18 protein-coding genes and 1 pseudogene are annotated in these 20053 nt (G+C 37.4%); 9 read left to right on the forward strand and 10 right to left on the reverse strand.

Translation table 11 applies throughout. From position 1 onward, the window contains the following. Positions 1-98: pseudogene (locus tag IQ215_RS12155) on the forward strand (IS630 family transposase); the annotation flags it as partial. Positions 99-122: 24 nt separating this feature from the next. Here the strand turns inward: IQ215_RS12155 and IQ215_RS12160 are convergent. Together IQ215_RS12160 and IQ215_RS12165 are read right to left on the reverse strand one after the other, a co-directional pair. Further along, on the reverse strand, positions 123-4136 hold the full coding sequence (locus IQ215_RS12160) for a PAS domain S-box protein (protein WP_193801686.1): 4014 nt from the start codon (positions 4134-4136) through the stop codon (positions 123-125). A 176-nt stretch (positions 4137-4312) separates the two neighbouring features. Next, positions 4313-5233, reverse strand: a complete 921-nt coding sequence (locus tag IQ215_RS12165) for a cation diffusion facilitator family transporter (protein WP_193801687.1) — start codon at positions 5231-5233, stop codon at positions 4313-4315. Positions 5234-5328: 95 nt separating this feature from the next. On the opposite strand from IQ215_RS12165, the gene IQ215_RS12170 reads away from it, so the two are divergent. The 7 genes from IQ215_RS12170 to IQ215_RS12200 all read left to right on the forward strand — a co-directional run bounded on the left by IQ215_RS12170 (position 5329) and on the right by IQ215_RS12200 (position 11053). Further along, positions 5329-5694 carry a 2Fe-2S iron-sulfur cluster-binding protein gene (locus tag IQ215_RS12170; RefSeq protein WP_193801688.1) on the forward strand — a complete coding sequence of 122 codons (366 nt, stop codon included), beginning with the start codon at positions 5329-5331 and terminating at the stop codon, positions 5692-5694. Further along, positions 5687-6163: a thermonuclease family protein gene (locus IQ215_RS12175; RefSeq protein WP_193801689.1), complete on the forward strand. Its 477-nt coding sequence runs from the start codon at positions 5687-5689 to the stop codon at positions 6161-6163. Before IQ215_RS12170 ends, IQ215_RS12175 begins: the two co-directional genes overlap by 8 nt. Before the next feature lie 324 nt (positions 6164-6487). Further along, entirely contained in the window at positions 6488-7876 is a 1389-nt protein-coding gene (locus tag IQ215_RS12180) for a TldD/PmbA family protein (protein WP_193801690.1), read from the forward strand. 225 nt (positions 7877-8101) lie between these two features. After that, the gene (locus IQ215_RS14505; protein ID WP_206688587.1) at positions 8102-8593 is read left to right on the forward strand and encodes a DUF411 domain-containing protein; all 492 of its coding nucleotides are present in this window, start codon (positions 8102-8104) and stop codon (positions 8591-8593) included. A 198-nt stretch (positions 8594-8791) separates the two neighbouring features. Next, a complete protein-coding gene (locus tag IQ215_RS12190; RefSeq protein WP_193801692.1) occupies positions 8792-10240 on the forward strand; it encodes a multicopper oxidase family protein in 1449 nt (482 codons plus the stop codon). 99 nt (positions 10241-10339) lie between these two features. Beyond that, entirely contained in the window at positions 10340-10537 is a 198-nt protein-coding gene (locus IQ215_RS12195) for a hypothetical protein (protein WP_193801693.1), read from the forward strand. 39 nt (positions 10538-10576) lie between these two features. Further along, positions 10577-11053 carry a Tic20 family protein gene (locus tag IQ215_RS12200; protein ID WP_193801694.1) on the forward strand — a complete coding sequence of 159 codons (477 nt, stop codon included), beginning with the start codon at positions 10577-10579 and terminating at the stop codon, positions 11051-11053. Positions 11054-11093: 40 nt separating this feature from the next. On the opposite strand, the gene sfsA is transcribed toward IQ215_RS12200, so the two are convergent. Next, complete coding sequence (sfsA, locus tag IQ215_RS12205) at positions 11094-11825, reverse strand: DNA/RNA nuclease SfsA (RefSeq protein WP_193801695.1); 732 nt, start codon at positions 11823-11825, stop codon at positions 11094-11096. Between the two features lie 365 nt (positions 11826-12190). Here sfsA and IQ215_RS12210 point away from each other — a divergent pair, with 365 nt between their 5' ends. Continuing rightward, positions 12191-13144: a transposase gene (locus tag IQ215_RS12210; protein ID WP_193801696.1), complete on the forward strand. Its 954-nt coding sequence runs from the start codon at positions 12191-12193 to the stop codon at positions 13142-13144. 140 nt (positions 13145-13284) lie between these two features. Here IQ215_RS12210 and IQ215_RS12215 read toward each other — a convergent pair whose 3' ends face one another. From IQ215_RS12215 to IQ215_RS12245, 7 genes are all read right to left on the reverse strand, one after another. Next, positions 13285-13779: an anti-sigma factor family protein gene (locus IQ215_RS12215; protein WP_193801697.1), complete on the reverse strand. Its 495-nt coding sequence runs from the start codon at positions 13777-13779 to the stop codon at positions 13285-13287. A 39-nt stretch (positions 13780-13818) separates the two neighbouring features. Beyond that, the gene (locus IQ215_RS12220; RefSeq protein ID WP_193801698.1) at positions 13819-14484 is read right to left on the reverse strand and encodes a sigma-70 family RNA polymerase sigma factor; all 666 of its coding nucleotides are present in this window, start codon (positions 14482-14484) and stop codon (positions 13819-13821) included. 200 nt (positions 14485-14684) lie between these two features. After that, positions 14685-16136 carry a signal recognition particle protein gene (gene ffh, locus IQ215_RS12225; protein ID WP_193801699.1) on the reverse strand — a complete coding sequence of 484 codons (1452 nt, stop codon included), beginning with the start codon at positions 16134-16136 and terminating at the stop codon, positions 14685-14687. A gap of 300 nt (positions 16137-16436) precedes the next feature. Beyond that, positions 16437-17288 carry a ferritin-like domain-containing protein gene (locus IQ215_RS12230; protein WP_193801700.1) on the reverse strand — a complete coding sequence of 284 codons (852 nt, stop codon included), beginning with the start codon at positions 17286-17288 and terminating at the stop codon, positions 16437-16439. Positions 17289-17434: 146 nt separating this feature from the next. After that, on the reverse strand, positions 17435-18037 hold the full coding sequence (locus tag IQ215_RS12235) for a pseudouridine synthase (protein ID WP_193801701.1): 603 nt from the start codon (positions 18035-18037) through the stop codon (positions 17435-17437). 10 nt (positions 18038-18047) lie between these two features. Beyond that, positions 18048-19121: a glycosyltransferase family 4 protein gene (locus IQ215_RS12240; protein WP_193801702.1), complete on the reverse strand. Its 1074-nt coding sequence runs from the start codon at positions 19119-19121 to the stop codon at positions 18048-18050. A gap of 209 nt (positions 19122-19330) precedes the next feature. Beyond that, a complete protein-coding gene (locus tag IQ215_RS12245; RefSeq protein WP_193801703.1) occupies positions 19331-20035 on the reverse strand; it encodes a hypothetical protein in 705 nt (234 codons plus the stop codon). Positions 20036-20053 lie beyond the last annotated feature (18 nt).

Below are 20053 nucleotides of genomic sequence, written 5' to 3' on the forward strand. Positions count from 1 at the left end.
ACATTGAACATGATTTTAGTGCATTAAAAAGAGCAAGAATGTATAGTAATAGCGAAACAAGTTTAGATGAAATAATTTACAATTATTGTACTAGTTAAATGTCTCATTCTTATTTTGATTAACTATAAATCGTCGGGGAAACCCTTACCGTTGTCTTTTACTTCAAGCATGATATGTTGCTTATTTTTGAGAGAAAGATTAATGGTTACTTCTCCTTTACCGTGGGGAAAGGCGTGTTTAAAAGCATTGGTAACTAATTCATTAATGAGTAAACCTGCGGGGATGGCAGTTTCAATGTTGAGATAACATTCAGCGAGGTTGGTTACGGGTTTGATGCCTTCTCGGCTATTGTTGTAGGAAAGAAATAGATTAGATACTAGGCGGTTGATGTAGTCGGCAAGATTTATTTCGGAGAGGTCATCGGATTGGTATAATTGTTCATGGATAACTGCCATGGTTTGGATACGGTTTTGGCTATCATGGAAAAGGTTGCGCACTTGTTCATCTTCTACATAGCTTGATTGCAGGTTGAGTAATCCTGAGATAACGTAGAGGTTATTTTTGACTCGATGATGGATTTCTTTGAGTAATACTTCTTTTTCTTGGAGGGATTTAAATAGTTTTTCTTCGGCTTCGTGGCGTTGGGTTACGTCGGTGGAAATTCCGTCAATGCTTACCGCCCTACCATATCTATCATAGACTATGTGCGATCGCTCCCTAATCCATCTTTCTTTACCTGTGGATAAAATAATTTTATATTCTAATTCCCAATTCCGATTAGTTTCATTTTGTAAAATTCCTAGTTTATAACCCTCCAAAATATCCTGCCATGTATCCTCTACCACTTGACGATATTCTGGGGCAACCATATCTAATAATAGTCCTCGATTAGCTAAAATAGAAGCGGGGGAATGACCGTATAAAATCTCACAGGCGGGGTTAATGTAGCGTAAATTCATATCAGGTAAAGACATTGACCATACTACATCCTGTAATGAACTAAGAACACTATTTAAACGAGATTCGCTTTTTTGTAAAGATTCTTCGGCCTGTTTGCGATCGCTTATATCATTAATTACAGCGATGAAGTAAGATGGTTCAACGGATACCCATACAACGGACATAGTCAGATATATCCAAAGATAATCATCCGTAGGGCGTTTTATCCTAATTTCCCGCTCAAAAGTAGCCCGATTACTCGCCAACAATTCCGACAAATCCGTTAACGTATCAGACACATCATCGGGGTGAATGAGGGCATGGAAATCCATTTCCGATAACTCATGACGATTGTAGCCCACCAACTGAGTAAACTTATCATTCACCAACACTAACTTACCAGGGAGGCTAACTTGTACAATGCCCACCGCCGCTTGATTAAAAATACTACGAAATCTTTCCTCACTCAACTTCAACCTGAGTTGTGCTAATCTCACTTCTTCTATATCTTGCCCACAGGCAATAACACCGATACCCTCCCCCTTACCATCAGTAAAACGATTAACATTCCATAATAAAGTCCTTTCAGTGCCATCAGCCACCATTACTTTACTTTCTAAATTTCTTTGTACCTTTCCTTCCACCAAAGTAATATCTAATTTTTCCCTCAAACTATCCCTATCACTAGGGGCAACAAACAATAAAAAGTAGTCTTCCCCTAATACAGAATCCCTCGTCCAACCAAATATTTTTTCCGCCTCCTCGTTCCATTCCATGATACGATAACTTTGATTGAGTACCACCAACACTGTTCCTGCGGTTTGTACAAAGGTACGTAACTGGGTAGTGGTTTGCTCTAATTCTTCGGTACGGTCTTTTACCCTCGTTTCCAATTCTTCATTTAAACTGCGTAATTGTTCCTCCGCTTGTTTTGCCAAAGTAATATCCCGGGCTACGGCGTAAAAAGTTCCCTCCTCATAGGGTAAACTTTTCCATGCCAACCAACGATACAAACCTTCTTTGGTGCGCCAACGATTCTCGAAATTTTGGGAAGGAAAACCCCTAGCCAGTCTTTCTAATTCTTCGGCGGTGATTTCCACATCATCGGGATGCACAAAACAAAGCATATTTTTATTTATCATCTCCTCCTCACCGTAACCAAGGGTAGTGGAAAAACTTGAGTTTACCCGTTTAAATGAGCCGTCAACCCCTGCTATACAAAACATATCAAGGGATAAATTGAAGAAATAATCTAGTTGTCGTTGAGATTTGGTGCGTAGGGTGGCGGTGGCTAATACGTTGGCGACGGTTTGTAAAAAGTTGATTTCTTCGGGGCTAAATTTTCTTTGATGTTGACTATAAACGCCAATGATACCAAAGTAATTATCATCGCTACCAACATTCACCATAGCACCGCTGACAATATTGGTGTTGTGCAAGAAAGGAGGGGGGCTAAATCTTGTTTCTACTAGCAAATCTTCGGTGATGACAGGCTGTTTAATGGTCATGGTGTACCCCGGCATCCAACGGGGAGAAGAACCCACCCTAGCCACTCCTAGCCACATATCCTGCCATCCTACCCCTGCTTTGAGGACAAAGGCGGCTTGATTATGTTGTATTTCAAGCAAGTTACAATATTCGATTTTGAGGGTTTTGGCGATAATTTGGACGGTGGTTTTTTCTAGGGTTTCTAGGCTATTAGTGGTAAGGGCTGTGTTGCCTAGATGGGCTATGGCAGTTTGATATTCTGCTACTTGGAGGGCTTTTTGGGCGTATTCTGATTGTTGAATGGCGATCGCCACTTGAGCCGCTAATTTTTGTAATAAGTCTAGTTCGTCATTTTGCCAATGGCGGGGATGGAAGGAGTTTTGAGCGGCCAACAAACCCCATAGATTATCATGGAAAATGATAGGTACAACTAAATTAGCTTGTACTTGAATACGTAATAGTAAATCAAGATGGCAGGGAGATAAGTTAGCAGTAAAGACATTATCTGTTGCTTGAATTCTACCATTTAAATAGGGTTTGATAAAATCTTTAGCAAAACAATGATCTTGCACAACTCGCCCTAAAATCGACATCACGTTTTCCCCTGCCGATTCAGCGATAATCACCCCATCTCCGTCGGGGTATAGCTGATAAACAATAACACGATCGCACCCTAAAAAATAACGAACCTCGTTAACGGTATTATCTAAAATATCATCTAAGTTTAAAGATTGTCGAATACGATAACTAAGACTAGATAATAATTTTTCTTGTTCAACTTGCTTTTGTTCTAATCGTACCGCAGTTCTAAGATTATCTAACTCTTGTTGTTGTTGTTTTAAATAGTTTTGTTGCCAAATAGGATTAAGCACTTCTATTAAGTTATCGGCATTAATGAGGCTCAATTCTTCGATAAAATTATCAGAAATATCACTTAATCCCAACTCACAAAAAGATTTAGATGTTTGTTGTTCAGGGATTATATTTTTATGGTGTATTAATACCCCCCATTTATGTTGTAAAACATTAACTATTGTGGGTATTTTTTGTTCTAAACAAAAAGATGGAACATTAGCTAGATTTAATTTGTTTACTCGCTCATTATGCCAATTAGTATCCATTAAAGACTTAACAATATTATGGGGGGATATTATTTTTAATTGCCCATCATCATTAACAATAAATCCAGATTTTCCATGGGCATCGATATATTTTTCAGCAATATCTAAAATACTATTTTCTTTACTGATTAAAATTAAGTTTGGTTTAAAAATGCTTTTGAGGGATATTCTTTGATATAAAGTATCGGTTAATAAATAACGAATTAAACTTTTTGCTGTAATAATACCACTTAATTGATCTTGATGATTTAAACAACCATAAATATCATATTTTTTTTTAAATAATCCTTGGGCAATGGTAAAAATATCGGTTAATTTTGCTTCTTGCTGACAAGGGAAACTTTGACAAAAACTTTTTGCCCTCAGAGAATATATATTAACCCCTGTAGTAATAATTTTAATGATTATTTCTGTGGTAATCACTCCTAAGGGAATGTGACAATCAACAACGATTAAACAGTCACATCCTTGCTCAAACTTTTTTAATATTTCCAAAAAAGTAGCTTCTGGAGAAACAGTTACGGGTTGATGATCAATGATTGCCCAATTATTAGTTATTGATACATTTTCTACCGTGGGATAATTCATAACTGTTTAACTTTTTACCTATTTCTATGGTAGTCTAATTTTTATGGTTTTTAGGGAATAGTTAGGATTTGTGAAAAAATCGTCTCGGTGGGGTGATGAGGAGTAATGGTGATGGGGGGTAAGGGTGATAAGGAGTAACGGTGATGGTGATGGGGGGTAGGGGTGATGATAGTTGATTATCGATTATCCTCAAAGGTGATATGATCAGATTCGTAGGATGAAGGTTCAACATGAATAAGAATACGGGCAGGATAGAATTTTTGTTCTAATTTTTTTTCTACTTCTTCGGTGATTAGGTGCGCTGTTTCTACGTCTTTGGGTTTAACAACCAGGTGCATTTCAATAAATACTTGTCTGCCCAATAAACCCCGAGAGGCGATGTCGTGACAGTTGATGACTCCTTCTACTTCCATGACGGTGTGATAAATTGCTTCAGGGGCGATCGCCATTTGATCCACTAACCATGGTATATTGTTTTGTAACACATCCCAACCACTTTTAAAAACGAGAAAAGCCACAGGAAAAGCCAACCATATATCAATGGTTTGTAGGGCGATGATATAACCTTGATTGGATGCCCAAATAGCGATTAAACCAGCTAAAACGGTGATAGTCACCCATACATCTCCCATGGTATGACTGGCATCAGCGATGAGGATTTGACTGCCCAATTTTCTGCCTACCCCCCGTTCATAAAATGCCACAAAAATATTAATACCTAGAACGAGTAATAATAACCATAACTGAATAGTATCAATGGTTATGGCTTCGGTGGCTGAAAAAATACGGGCGATCGCACTTTGTAAAATTTCAAAACAAGCAATACCTAAAAACACCGCAATCCCCAACGCTCCAAGGGCTTCAAACTTTTGATGTCCATAGGGATGATCTCGATCTGGAATAGGGGAAGAAAGCTGATTTGTCACCAAACCCAAAATATTATTTACCCCATCAGTGACACTGTGAAGCGCATCAGCTTGTAAACTTAACGAACCTGTGATAATGCCAATTACCCCTTTAATAACTACCACCGTCATATTTAAAATGAGGGTAATTATCAACACTTCACGAACTTTTTGTCTGATGTCTTTTACCATAATTATCCATTGTCAATTGTCCATTATCCATTGACCAGTTTAGTTATAATTGTTATGGGAAAGCCTAATATATTTACTTAACGATATAATTGACGATGCGAAACTATAAGGTAACTATTCATAACCGCCAAGAAAATACCACTAAAACAGTCATAGTACCTGAAGATCAGTATATTTTAAGAACCGCTGAAAATCAAGATGCCGACGCTCCCTTTTCCTGTCGTAATGGTGCTTGTACCACTTGTGCTGTCAGGGTTTTAGAAGGCGATATATATCAACCCGAAGCCATGGGATTATCCCCTGATTTACAAAAACAAGGTTATGCCCTTTTATGCGTTAGTTATCCTCGCTCGGATTTAGTGGTTGAAACCCAAGACGAAGACGAGGTTTACGAGTTACAATTTGGACGTTATTTTGGTCGTGGTAAGGTGCGTTTCGGTTTCCCCATTGAGGATGATTAGAAAACTCAAGGGCGTTTTTGTCATAGTGGTTATCGGTTTGATAATTGCTGGTTGTGGGCAACAGATGCCCGTTGATAATCTTATTTTGGGGCAATTACGGCGGGTTGTCAGTGGGCAAACTTTGGAGGTGGTTATCAATAATCAAGTCTATGGGGTGCGGTTAACGGGGTTGGATGTGCCTGAAGATGGACGAGAAATGGCAGAAAAAACCATGGTGCAACTACTTACAAATTATGGTCGAAACCCCATTAATTCTCCCTCTATTGCCTTAGAAACCGATCTTAATTCAAAAGATTCCTTTGGTCGTCTTTCTGCTTATGTATGGTTAAATGATCTATTTATTAACAGGATGATGATTGAGGAGGGAAGGGCGATCGTCAATTTGACCTATACTGATGGTAAGTATGATGATATATTAATTAATGCTCAACAGTACGCCAGAATTATGGGTAAGGGATTGTGGGAGTAATTAACAATTAACAACTATTATCTTACGATAAAGCTATTGTTTAATTTCGATTGAATTTGGGTAATCAGTTTTAGGCATTGCTTAATCACAGTGTGATTCAAGTTCAGATAATTCGTTATAGATAGATTGTACCCCAGTTGTCCCACCGTGTAATGAATTACACGGCTAATGGTATTGCGTTCAATAAATTGAACTAAAATATTAATACTGCTAATTTGTCAGTGATCAAGCAGACTTGACATGAAATATATTTTGACGACTAAAACCATTGATTATTCAAAATATTACCACCATTGCCCATTGTCCATTGCCCATTGCCTATAAATGAAAGATTATCGTAACCTGTTATCAGATTTAATTGCCAAGTATCAAAAACGAGTGGATTTTTTGAGTATTCGCCTAGAAAACTCTGAGGGTACAAATATCGCTCTGCGTAATGGGGCGGTGGAAACCCTGAGCGAAGGTATCTCATTGGGAGGGCAGGTAAGGGCTTGTTATAAAGGGGGTTGGGGTTTTGCCACTTTTAATGATTTGTCACAACTAAAAGAAAGGGTAGAGGAGGCGATCGCCTTTGCCCGTATCATAGGAGATGATGAAACTACCCTTGCCCCTGTGGAAGCAGTGGAAGTTAGTTGTCGCTTACCCCTCACAGGCACTAATCCCCGTTTAATTCCCCTCGGCGATAAAAAAACCTTGTGTGATCATTATTATCAAATTCTCAAAAACTATCACCCTGCCATCAATTCCGCTTCCGTCACCTATTATGATGCTCAACAGGAAATAATCCTTGCAACCTCTGAAGGCAGTATGATTCAACAATCTTGGATTGATAGTGAAATGCGTTTTAGTGCGATCGCCCAAAAAACAAACCAAGTACAAACAGGCAGGGAAACCACAGGCACAAGAAAAGCCTATGAAGATTTAACCAACCTTGATACCCAGGTGGAAAGTGCCTCTAAACGTGCCGTCAATGCCCTCAGTTTGCCCCCTGTTAAGGGCGGAAAATACCCCGTGGTCATCGACCCCATTTTAACAGGATTGTTTGTCCATGAGGCTTTTGGACATCTTTCCGAGGCTGATATGGCCTACGAAAATCCCGATTTATTGGAAGTAATGACCATGGGGCGCAAATTTGGCGGAGAATTTTTACAAATTTTTGATGGGGCGCTGCCAGAGGGACATCGGGGCAGTTATTATTATGATGATGAAGGTACAAAGGCGACTACTACCCAGTTAATCAAGGATGGGGTTTTGGTGGGGCGTTTACACTCTCGAGAAACCGCAGGAAAGTTGGGGGAAAAACCCACGGGTAACGCGCGCTGTCTTAACTATCACTATCCCCCCATTGTGCGCATGACTAACACTTGGATTGGTAGGGGTGAAACCCCTGTTAAGGATTTATTTAGTAATATTTCTGAGGGGGTATATGCTTCTAATTGGTTGGGGGGAATGACAAACGGCGAGATGTTTACTTTTAGTGCGGGAGAGGCTTGGATGATTCGAGATGGGGAAATTGCCGAGGCTGTGAAAAATGTTACTCTTTCTGGTAATGTCTTTAAAACTTTAGCGCAAATAAGTGCGATTGGTGATGACTTTTATTGGGATGAGTCGGGGGGTTGTGGTAAAGGAGGGCAATCTGGTTTGGCGGTAGGGTGCGCTGGGCCTAGTTTACGCATTGAAAATGTCGTTATTGGGGGAGAAAACAGCTACTAATATTAAATATCCTGTTTCAATAATATACTAATTAAGGCAGGGAACAGGCAAAAGATATTAATTTTTTATGGTCAATTATTACACGGTGGATAATAGTAAACTTTACTAATCGGATTTACTATGATTATCTGAACTTAATATAGTTTCTGTTACCCCTTGACCTTCTATCTAACTGGAGAGTTTATAATAAATCAGTCTCATTTAATGATATGGGGTATTTATACCGTGAAAACAAAACCAATTAATTCCATTTTAAAATCTATCGTTCCATTGGGGGCAGTAAGTGCGATCGCCCTTAGCCTTAGTTTATTAACAATCAACCCATCTGCCAAAAGTGAACCTCTAAATCATACCATCAGTGTTTTTCGAGATCCCAACTGTGGTTGTTGTCAAAGCTGGATAAAACACCTACAAAAAGAAGGCTTCACCGTCAGAGACTTTGTCAGCAATAACATGGGTAATATTAAACAACAGTACAACGTTCCAGAACAACTAATAAGTTGCCACACTGCCACTGTCAACGGTTATACCATAGAAGGTCATGTCCCCGCCGAACAAATCAAAAAAATCCTTCAAAATAAGCCCAATATAGCAGGTTTAGGAGTTCCCGGAATGCCCATCGGCTCTCCTGGTATGGAATCAGGAGATTATGTTCAACCCTACGCCGTATTTTCTTTCACCAATACAGGAAAATTACAACAATTTGCCCAATATTAAAATGTCCCAAAACCTTTCATACTAAATCCACAAAAAGGAGTAAATATGAATAGGTTTTAGACCTTACAATTATTTTTTGTATATACCTAACAAAATGAAATTTTATCAATAAAAATATCACTATACATCATTATAGCCGTTGATAATTACCATAATAAAAAATAAAAATTTGACGTAAATAATATTAAATAAAATACAATGACCATCAATCGTCGCCATCTTTTATACTTACTTCTATCAGCCACCACAGGAATAGCTACCATAGTAAACAAAAAACATAAGCCAACCAAAAATATATCATGGGCTCAAACAAAACCACAAATTTATAAAAGTGAAAATGGTTTATTAGAAGTAGAATTAACAGCCCAAGAAACCCCAGTAAATATTGGTGATAAAACAGTTTATTTACTCACCTACAATGGACAAATACCTGCCCCACAGCTAGAAGCAAAAGCAGGAGATAAAGTCAAAATCACATTGACCAATAAACTTAATAAATCCACCAACTTACATTATCACGGACTACATATTTCACCCCAAGGAAAAGCAGACAATGTTTTTGTCGAAATACAACCCAATCAAACCTATAACTATGAATTTACCATCCCAGAAGATCATCAAAGTATTACAGGTTGGTATCATCCCCATCTCCATGGTAATACCGCCGAACAATTATCAGGGGGGTTAGCAGGATTATTTGTAGTTAGAGGAAAACTAGAGGAAATTTCTACCATCAAATCAGCTAAGGAAGAATTTATCGTCTTACAAGATTTTGCATTAGACAATGATGGAAAATTAATGGATTCTCGAATGATGTCTTTAATGACTGGTAGAGAAGGAGACTTAATTACCGTTAACGGTAAAGTTAATCCCCAAATTAATTGTAATAAAGGAGAATGGTTGAGATTAAGAATCTTAAACGCTTCCACTTCCCGTTTTTACAACCTATCCCTTGAAAATAATCCCTTTTTCCTAATTGCCACCGACGGGGGGGCAATTAATTCTCCCCAACAGATGAATAGTGTTTTATTAACTCCAGGGCAAAGGGTAGAAATTATGATTCAAGGAGATAGTCAGCTATCATCCCTCAAAATGATTAATCTACCCTACAATCGTGGGGCAATGGGCATGATGGGGGGAGGAATGATGGGAAGAAGAAATAATAATAATTCCTCAGAAACTCTAGCTACCATTAATTTTGTAGAATCAAATAATAATATCGAACCCTTATCTCTACCAAATCAACTTAATTCGATTAACCCTTTACCCTCACCAACTCAAACAAGAAGTTTTACCCTTAATCATGGCATGGCTAATGGCATGGCATTTTTAATTAATGGCAAAGCCTATAATCATCAGAGGATTGATACTACAGTCAACCTTGATACCGTGGAAGAATGGGAATTGATTAACACTGGTATTATGGATCATCCTTTTCATATTCACGTTAATTCATTCCAAGTCGTTAGTCGTGATGATATTCCCGAAAAATTATTGGCCTGGCGTGACACGGTGTTAGTAAAACGAGGGGAAAGGGTTAAAATTAGAATTCCTTTCCAAAATTTTGTTGGTAAAACTGTTTATCATTGTCACATTTTAGATCATGAAGACTTGGGCATGATGGGTAACTTAGAAATTATCAGCTAAATATCTATCATTGTTAAGTAAAGCATCAGTTAATACAGTTTTTCTGGAGGAAAGAGTACAATGGACATATGGGAGTTAAGCATCACAGAGGGCTAGGCTATGTTAGTAATTCTCCAAAATGAACAACTATTATCCACGGAAAAAGTTTGTAATGGTTGCCTAATGGCAAATCATGGAGGTACACCCCGTTGGCAAAAGGGTAAACTAGGTTGTGGACAGTGTTTAGGCAAGTTAGGACAAAATCAACCAACAGTGTATCAGTGTCAGATGGGCTTTCATCTTGTTAATATCGAATAAGTAAAATAAATAACAAAAATAAAATAAATTATTAACTTTATGACTCGCTTAGGCTCAAGTGACTGGAAAGATAAACTGTTTTCTACTTTGGTGTATTTGATACCCCTTTATTATGTTTTAGAATTTGGGGGTTTTTTGTTTAATCAATTTCCTTTTTTGCGATTAATCACCATTCCTTTAATTCCTCTAATTTATCTTTATAGTTTAATTCCCTTTGCTCGTTTTATTATTTTTATTGCTCTATTTGCTTTAGTTATCAGAAATTCTAACCTAAGCCATTTTTTGCGTTATAACGCTATGCAAGCGATTTTGATTGATATTTTATTAATTTTAGTTAATCTGATTGTGGGTATATTGGCAGGGGGTATTGGAGGATTATTCATGGAAACCCTTTACAATATGATTTTCTTGGGTACTTTGGTGGCTTGTGTATATTGTATGTTTCAGAGTGTTACAGGGAAATATGCAGAGTTACCCGGTATTTCGGAGGCGGCATATTCTCAAGTCCCTTTTTAGGGTTTTGATTTATAACAGCGCACCTTAATTATTTTCCCGTTTACCCTGAAATATGAGCTAAACCTAGATATTTAACTCCCTCTGGGGATATATCAAAACGACAGGGTAAAATTTTTACTCCCTTTTCCCTTGCTTCATCAAACAACTCCCCATATTTGGGATCAAATTTTCTAGCAGGGGCAAATAAATCACAATCACTACGATTGATAAAATAAAGCATCACGGGAATAGCTTCATCGCACAAGGCAATTAATTCCCTTAGGTGTTTTTGCCCTCTAGTGGTTTCTGTGTCGGGGAATAGGGCAATATTATTATGGGTAAGGGTAGTATTTTTAACCTCCAGATAAATGGGTTTTTGATTCTCTTTTCCCGTCAAAACAAAATCAATACGGCTTTTATTATCTTGCCCAAATTTAACCTCACTTTTAACGGTGTCATACTGCCCTGCTAATTCGGGAATTAAATTATTTTCAAGGGCAATTTTGATGATTTTGTTAGGTAAGGCTGTATTGATACCTACCCAAACTTTTTCTTTTTCTCCTAATTCTATCATTTCCCAACTGTGAGCCAATTTCCTTTTGGGGTTGTCGCTGTGGGATACTTGTACTTTTTTTCCTGCTTCACATACCCCTATCATCGGGCCTGTGTTGGCACAATGGGCGGTAATAACCTCCCCTGAGTCTAGTTGAATATCAGCTAAAAATCTTTTGTATCTTTTTAGGAGTATTCCTGATTTTAAAGGGGGATATTGATATAAGTAGGAGTTATTCACAGAAATTTTTGTTTAATGAGTAAGGAAACATTAATGGTGCTACTAACTGAAATAAGGATAAAGTTAGTTTGGCTCTTGATTTGATCCAAAAATACAGTCTTGTATCAGCACTTAGTCTCAATACTATGTTTAACACTTTTTTGACAATTATTGACTTCTGAAAAGTCACTCTTACATATAAAGTTTATAGCAGAATTAACAATCAAGAATGTAAAACTCTTTATTAAGTAAATAAAAAGAAACTATTCTGATCTACTCATCTATGATGGAATAATTTAAGTTAACCAATTGATGATAGTCATGTACTTAATCTGGGTAAATATCTAATCTTGAAAACAAATTTTTCCCATAAATCACTATTTTATATGGATAATATTATTTTTCAAAAACCTGATTTAACTATTGTAACTCCCACTAGGGAAGGTTTTTCGGCTCATTGGCTAGATAATCTAGCGAAAGTAAGAGGTAATGTAGAGTTTATTTTGGTTCATCCTCCTGGAATGAAAAAAGTTCAAGTAGATGATTATCGTATCCAACAGATAAATGCACCTTTTCGGGGAGAGATTATACAAAGGATGACTGGACTATACAATGCAAGGGCAGAATATACTTTGACTATTAATTGTGATGAATATTTAATTCCTGAGATTGCCGAAATTGTGAAAATTTATTTTCAACGTTTCCCTGATAGTTGGATACTTCGATTGGCTCGAAAGTCTTATGTTTATGGTGAAAAAGATAAGTTGTCAATGCCATGGAGTTTTGTTCCATCTTCTGTGGATAATTTACCCATTTGGGATGGTAGAAAGGAAAATAAAGAGCCATCTTGGGAGGAAAACTATTTACAGGAAATGCCGATCGCACCTTTGCAAAATTCTTTTGATATTAATATTTTGTGGCGTAATAGAAAAGATCATCATGGCAGACATACAGAAAATTTTGACAAAAAAGTGTGGAAAACAAAATTAGTTAAAGACACTCTAATCAAGTTGAGTCAAAATATGACTATTTTTTCTGTATTTAAATATATTCCTTTTTGGTGTTTGGATCGTTTATTAGGTTTAGCTATTCAAGCTAATTTTTTTACTCAAAATGGAGATATTATCGGTCATATATTACCCTTGTCTGAACAAATCAGAATTGAAGATAACCCCCCTGAATATCGGGGTAAACCTAGATACTATATTTTATCTGAGTTAATTTTGTTAAAGAGTTTTCCTCAATATCCCTATATTTGGAATTTAGTTATTTTTAATACGAGAAAATATGGATTTTTATTTATTAAAGAAAGTATTAAAGGTTTTTCTTTACTAGGTTAAAATTTCACTTACTAAGGTTAGATTTAAAGACAATCAACTATTCTGCTTGATGTGGACTAATTATTATGAAAAATTCTGATATGACTCAAAAGATTATAGTCATATCATGTATTCTTTCTATATTGCCCATTGTCAATGATTTACGGTTCATTAATTACATCTAATAAAGATTGTCCGAGGGTAATATTAAGGGTTTCTTCTTCGGTGGCTACGGGTAAATCAATTAAAGGTTCGTTGAGGGCAATCATTAAGCTGTCTTCTTGCCCTGAGTTTTGTTGGGCCATTTGCCAAATGGGGTTACGATTTCCTGTGAATAATCCGCCGATGGTGGCGAGAAGGGTAACGGCGATCGCACCGCCCCCAATGACTAAACGTTTTTTCTGCTTTTCTTCCTTATCCAATTGAGCAAATACACCATCACAAACCTGTTTAGGAGTATATTCAGGTTGTGGGATAGGTAAACTATTAATTTCTTGACGGAGGGCAAGTAAACGACGATAAAGCCCTTGAGCTTCAGAATCTTGGGCTAATAATTCTTGGACTTCTTTTCTTTGTATAGGAGTCACCTCCCCATCTAAATAAGCGCTGAGGAGTTCAAAGGTACATTTATCGATAGGGTAAGAGTGATTAGACATGATATATACAGTATATAAGTTTGAGGAGTTAAATAAAAACTAATTTTGATTCTCTAAATATGGTTTTAATAACAGTTGTAACCGATTTCTAGCCCTTGCTATTCTCGATTTTACCGTTCCGAGGGAAACTTGGGTTATTTCGGCAATTTCTTCATAACTTAAGCCTTGAATTTCCCTTAAAATAATGGTTACTCGGAAGGTTTCAGGGAGATCGGCGATCGCACGGTTCAACAAATCATAAAATTCAACGGTACTTAAATTATCTTCAGGTAAAGGAACATCAGAAGGAATTTCCCATTTTAGATCGTCATCATCACCACGGCTAATAGAAGCATCCAAAGATAAAGGGGGAGTGCGACGTTTTCTTTTTCGTAATTGATCATAAAACAAATTGGTTGTAATTCTACTCAACCAGCCTTTAAATTTATTTGGTTCTTGTAAACGTTTAATATTTTTATAAACCCTAATCCATACCTCTTGGGCTAAATCGGGGCGATCGTGCCAATCAGGGGCTAAGTTATAAAGAATCTTATCAACATAGGGTTGATAGCGGTTAAGTAGCTCTGTAAACGCCACCCGGTCAGGTTTATTGCCCTCTTGGCAACGTAATATTAGGTCTGTGTTTGAGAGTTGCTCGATTTTCACTCTTTGTCTTGGTAAGGCAATTGATAAACTAGACCATGATAACGAAATAGAAGATACCATAACTTATTCTGTACCTATATTGATTATAAGTGCTTCTATATCAAAAGACTACATGATCGGGTTTTATGTTCCAATTGAGGAAGGGAATGGGGAGTAGGCAATGGGGAAAAACATCCTCCCCAACTACTCCAATATCATAGTTTATTTAAAGTTGATACCTTGCCAGAGCAAAACTTTTTTCCCTACTACCCTATCTAAATCTACAAATCGGCAAAACCGCGCTTTTTCTTTTTCTTCTTGGGTTTACCGCCCCCCTTAGCACGGGAACCAGGCATAGGGGCATTACCGCCAAACATTCCCCCTAAACCGCCCATCCCAGGCATTCCACCCATCCCGGGCATCCCTGGAAAACCGCCCCCCGTGGTCATTTGTTGCATCATCGATCGCATCCTAGTAAAATCACTGATCAATCGGGAAACTTCTTTTTCTTGATGTCCCGAACCTTTAGCGATACGACGACGACGGCTAGGGGATTTTGCCAAAAGTTCAGGGTTTTCCCGTTCCGCCTTGGTCATGGAATTAATGATTGACTCGGTAATTTTTAATTGACTTTCTCCTTTTTCCAAAGCCCCTGCACCAATTTTATTCATCCCGGGGATTAATTTCATCACCCCTGCAAAAGAACCCATATTTTTGAGCAGACGCATTTGTTTAAGGAAGTCGTTAAAATCAAATTTTGCCTCCATCATTTTGCGTTGCATTTTTTCTACATCGCCGATGTCAAGCTCCTCTTGGGCTTTTTCTACCAAACTAACGATGTCCCCCATGTTGAGGATACGGGAAGCCATGCGATCGGGATAAAAAGGCTCTAGGGCTTCTACTTTCTCCCCAACCCCAATAAATTTAATGGGTTTCCCTGAAATAGTTCTCACCGAAAGGGCCGCACCACCTCGGCTATCCCCATCCATCTTGGTAAGAATTGCCCCTGTAATGCCTATTTCTTCGTGGAAAGTACGGGTTAAATTAGCCGCCTCTTGCCCTGTCATGGCATCTACCACCAACAGCACTTCATCAGGATTAACCGTGGACTTGATTTGGGATAATTCCCCCATCATATCTTGGTCAATTTGCAATCGCCCAGCGGTATCTATAATCACCGTATCGATGCCTTGTTCTTGGGCGCTTACTACCCCCTGACGGGCAATTTCAATGGGGTTAGCGTCCCTTCCAAGCTGAAATACGGGAATTTTTATTTGCTCCCCTAAAGTCATCAACTGATCGATCGCAGCGGGGCGATATACGTCCGTGGCTACCATCAAACAGGAGCGTTTTTGTTTTTGTAAATAAAGGGCTAGTTTAGCAGTGGCGGTGGTTTTACCTGTACCCTGTAACCCCGCCATAAGAATAACGGTGGGGGCTTTTTCGGCTTTGGCAAGGGGGACATTACTTTCTCCCATCACTTTAACCAATTCATCGTAAACGAGTTTGATGAACTGTTGTTGGGGGTTCACTCCCGAAATTACTTCGGCACCGAGGGCATTTTTTTCTACCTCCGCCACAAAACTTTTGACTACCTGAAAGTTAACGTCGGCTTCTAATAATGCTCTTCTTACCTCTTGTAGTGCGTCTTGAATGTTTGATTGCGAGATTTTTCCTTGACCACGCAATTTTTTCCATGTATCTTCTAAACGCTCTGCTAGTGCATCAAACATAATTGAATTAATTAATAGTGATTAATATTTCGAGAGAAAGTATGAATTATCTATTATAACAATTTCAGCCATAGTCATTAGTTAGGAATATTTTCTTAAATAATTCCCGTCAAAAAAAACTATTTATATCTAGTTCGGATAATCAGTATCTTCCTTGCCTCACCGTGTAATGAATTACACGGCTAATGGTAGTTCGTTCAATTTATTGAACTAATTGATATTGCTAATTTGTTTGTAAGTGATCAAGCGGATTTGATATTACATCCAATTAGGGGGGCAATGCCCACCCTACAAAATTAATTAATTGATGCCTTGGAAAAACATGGGGATAAATTTATCCATGAAGTCTTGGGGGCTTCTTTGCCATGCCCTTTGGGCTGCATCAATGCGGGTAAGTTGCAGTTGAGGATCGAATATGGTTTGTGGTAATTTTTCCATCAGATAGGTGGTTTGTTCCCATACTGACATGGTTTTGCTAATCTCAAGGAGGTTATTTAAACGGCGCAATTCTGCCCCTGCTAAAATATCCATCCCACATTCGTAGGCGGCGTGTTCGATGGCTATATATTTACGTTTGGCTTGTTCTACTTTGGCTCTTTTTTCTGGGCTTTGGGCGGCAATTTTTGCTAACCAACGATTTCCCCATCTTACATGACCTGCTTCTTCTGGGAAAATTTTTTCGATGGTAGTTCTAATTTTGATGTTTTCTTCGGTTTGCTCGGCTTCTTTGAGGGCGTGGATATGGGCGCTAAAGTATTCACAACCCCTTTTCTCGGTAACGTTAATGGCTGCGATCGCATCTATAACTGCATCTTCCATGTTATCAGGTTCATCAATTAACCGTTCAAATTCATTGATATAAGACATTCCGGGGGGGGTATCAATATCGCCATCCAATTCCATGAGTAAGTCGGTTAACCAGTAGGCGTGTCTGGCTTCATCGGCGACGTGATGGGATAAGTCTTGGACTAATTCTTTGGGTTTTCCGTTGAGGGTTTCAATGAGGTTGGTTAAGTCTTTACAGCTTCTCTGTTCGTTGTAACGGTAACGATTGAGGGTGATGAGGTGGATTTGGCGATCGCCCACTACCCTTTTTAGAATGTCTCGGGCAGACATTTTATTACGTAATTTACGGGGATAAGCTACAGTCATATTTTTTATGATTTCAGATTGAAGTATATATATTTACATTGTATCTTTTTCATTAATTAAGGGTTGCTGAAAAAGTGGAGTTATGAAGGCGGGGAATAGGGAAGGGGCAATGGTATCTTAATTAGTAAGTTGTTTTGATAGTCTGGTTATATTGATTCGATGGCTTGTCTTTCTTGGGGGGTTAATTCCCTGATTTGTCCGACATCTAAGTTATCGATGGTAAGCTGAATTTGGGGAGTAAGGGCGATCGCCTTTCGCACTAACCTTAGGGTAGGATGGTTAATAGAGGCTGTCATTCTCCTTACCTGTCGATTTCTGCCTTCGGTGAGGGTTAATTCTATCCAACTGGTGGGAATAGTTTTACGGTAACGAATGGGGGGATTTCTGGGGGGTAATTTTGGCTCATTTTCTAGTTTAAGGGCGATCGCTTTTTTGGTCTTTTTTCCCTTAATAATTACCCCATTTTCGAGCTTTTTTAAAGACTCTAAAGAAGGGATATTTTCTACCTGTACCCAATAGGTGCGAGGATGGGCAAAAGAGGGGTCACAAAGACGATGTTTAACCCTTGGATTATCGGTTAATAATAACAATCCCTCACTATCTAAATCTAATCTTCCCACGGAATAAATATTGGGAATATCGATATATTTTTTTAAAGTTTCCCGCTCGGAAGCGTGGGGGGTATCATCGGTAAATTGACACAAAACATTATAGGGTTTATAAAATAAAATATAGCTATATTTTTTCATTTTTAATAATTTATAAAAACTGTTTAATAACTTCCAAAGTTTCTTTTCCCGTTTTATCCCAACTAAATTGTTTTACCCTTTTTAATCCTGATTCTATTAAGTGCGATCGTACATTATCCTTAACAATTTCATTCATCGCTTCTGCAATATCATCCACATCATAAGGATTCACCAATAAAGCACAATCTCCCGCCACCTCAGGCAAAGAAGAAACATTAGAGGTAATAACAGGAGTACCACAAGCCATCCCTTCTAATACAGGAAAACCAAAACCCTCCCAAAGAGTGGCAAAAATTAACCCTTCTGCTTGATTTAATACCCTAACCAACCCTTGTTGATTAAGATAACTTAAAAATTTTACCCGCTCAAAAATACCCAAATCATGGGCTAGTTTTTTCAGTAAAGGAGTATAACGGGCATCTTCACTTCCCACTAAGCATAACTCATAATTTTGACAATATTTAAACTTAGCAAAAGCAGAGATAATATTAACTAAATTTTTATGGGGATCATGTCTTCCTAAATATACAAAATAAGGTATTTTATTAACACTTTTTTTATAATCAATTACCTTAAATTTATCTGAGGCATAACCTAAATAAATAGGACTAATTTTTTTCGCAGAAATACCATAATAATCAATTATATCGTTAGCTGTACTTTCTGAATTACATATGATATGCCTTGCCTGATTACATACTAAAGGCACATAATAACGAAAATAAGCACTCAAAGCCGACTTTCTTTGTGGAAAACGAATGGGAATCAAATCATGTACCATCACCACCGCAGAAACTTTTGAACTAAATAAAGGCAATTCAGGCACAGGGGAAAATAATAAATTTCCTTCTAATATTTCATATATTTTAGGCAATTTAAACTGAGTCCATAATAATCTTAAAAAATGCCCTTTACTTCCATAATCTGGACTAAATTTATCAGAAATATTATAACTATACTCTGAACTATTAATTAAATTTTTAATTAAATTTTCGTTTGCTATACTAACATAATTTAAGTCCTTTAAATAAGGAAAAATATGATTAATATAATTACTAATTCCCGTTGGTTTTTCGATCAGCATCGAAAAATTTAAAAGTAACTTTGATTGATTATTTATCACTCGATAAAAAGTATATAAAAAAGTGTTTTGCTACATAAAAATAATATAATACTAAATCCAATTTATAAAATTCATGATCTCCCATCATTGACACTATGAATATTTATAAAAAGTTTTGATTCCTAAATTAAAATAACTGTAATAATTCTCAATTATCCATTCTCAATTGTCTATTGTACCCCCACAGAACGACCACCAGAACCAAAAACAAGGATATTATTTTGGGCAAAAGGCTCCCAACCTACCTGAAAACCATTATCGATTGCCTTTTCTCTGGCTGCTCGAAAAGCAGGAAAACTGTCTGGGCGAACAATAAAAGCCACATATTCTGTATTAGGATTTAAATTACTCAATATTTGGCTAAACTGTGAATCATCAGCCCTCAATTGTTGATTATCCTCCCCCATGGCATTGTCAATTTGTTCATATCGTAGCGCCCCATCAGCGGTAAAACTAACTCTATATTGACCATTTTCCGCAGAAAAGTTTTCTAAACGACGAAGGATAGAGGTAGTACAATTATTATATATACTTACTTCATTAAGATAAGTTTGATAAGCAAATTGACTATTGTTTCGGGGTGCTTCAGGCCTATTACAAGTAGGTAAATTAGAATATAATTGATCAATTTGTGTTTCTATTTGGGGATCACTAATATAAAATAATTGATTATTTCTTAGTTCAAAAAAAACACCTTCTTTGCTGGTTTCTGCCCTGAGAGGAGTAGTAATAATTCTTTCTGCTTCAATGGTTAATAAACTGACAAATAAACCAATAAACATTAATACCCCTACAGTGTTAGTTAATATGTCTAAAAATGAATCTAAATTTTGGCTAGGATGATTTTTTTTACGAATAAGACGTTGTCTAGGCATAACAGTTTTTTAGAGTAA

The organism is Cyanobacterium stanieri LEGE 03274 (genome assembly GCF_015207825.1).
Classification (GTDB): domain Bacteria; phylum Cyanobacteriota; class Cyanobacteriia; order Cyanobacteriales; family Cyanobacteriaceae; genus Cyanobacterium; species Cyanobacterium stanieri_B.

Coding starts and splice junctions, on each gene's coding strand:
- IQ215_RS12200 (WP_193801694.1), top strand. CDS start 10,577: ATGACTCGCTTAGGCTCAAGTGACTGGAAAGATAAACTGTTTTCTACT.
- IQ215_RS12190 (WP_193801692.1), top strand. CDS start 8,792: ATGACCATCAATCGTCGCCATCTTTTATACTTACTTCTATCAGCCACC.
- IQ215_RS12160 (WP_193801686.1), bottom strand. CDS start 4,136: ATGAATTATCCCACGGTAGAAAATGTATCAATAACTAATAATTGGGCA.
- IQ215_RS12235 (WP_193801701.1), bottom strand. CDS start 18,037: ATGAAAAAATATAGCTATATTTTATTTTATAAACCCTATAATGTTTTG.
- IQ215_RS12245 (WP_193801703.1), bottom strand. CDS start 20,035: ATGCCTAGACAACGTCTTATTCGTAAAAAAAATCATCCTAGCCAAAAT.
- IQ215_RS12240 (WP_193801702.1), bottom strand. CDS start 19,121: ATGCTGATCGAAAAACCAACGGGAATTAGTAATTATATTAATCATATT.
- IQ215_RS12165 (WP_193801687.1), bottom strand. CDS start 5,233: ATGGTAAAAGACATCAGACAAAAAGTTCGTGAAGTGTTGATAATTACC.
- IQ215_RS12175 (WP_193801689.1), top strand. CDS start 5,687: ATGATTAGAAAACTCAAGGGCGTTTTTGTCATAGTGGTTATCGGTTTG.
- IQ215_RS12230 (WP_193801700.1), bottom strand. CDS start 17,288: ATGACTGTAGCTTATCCCCGTAAATTACGTAATAAAATGTCTGCCCGA.
- ffh (WP_193801699.1), bottom strand. CDS start 16,136: ATGTTTGATGCACTAGCAGAGCGTTTAGAAGATACATGGAAAAAATTG.
- IQ215_RS12220 (WP_193801698.1), bottom strand. CDS start 14,484: ATGGTATCTTCTATTTCGTTATCATGGTCTAGTTTATCAATTGCCTTA.
- IQ215_RS12210 (WP_193801696.1), top strand. CDS start 12,191: ATGGATAATATTATTTTTCAAAAACCTGATTTAACTATTGTAACTCCC.
- IQ215_RS12215 (WP_193801697.1), bottom strand. CDS start 13,779: ATGTCTAATCACTCTTACCCTATCGATAAATGTACCTTTGAACTCCTC.
- IQ215_RS12180 (WP_193801690.1), top strand. CDS start 6,488: ATGAAAGATTATCGTAACCTGTTATCAGATTTAATTGCCAAGTATCAA.
- IQ215_RS12170 (WP_193801688.1), top strand. CDS start 5,329: ATGCGAAACTATAAGGTAACTATTCATAACCGCCAAGAAAATACCACT.
- IQ215_RS12195 (WP_193801693.1), top strand. CDS start 10,340: ATGTTAGTAATTCTCCAAAATGAACAACTATTATCCACGGAAAAAGTT.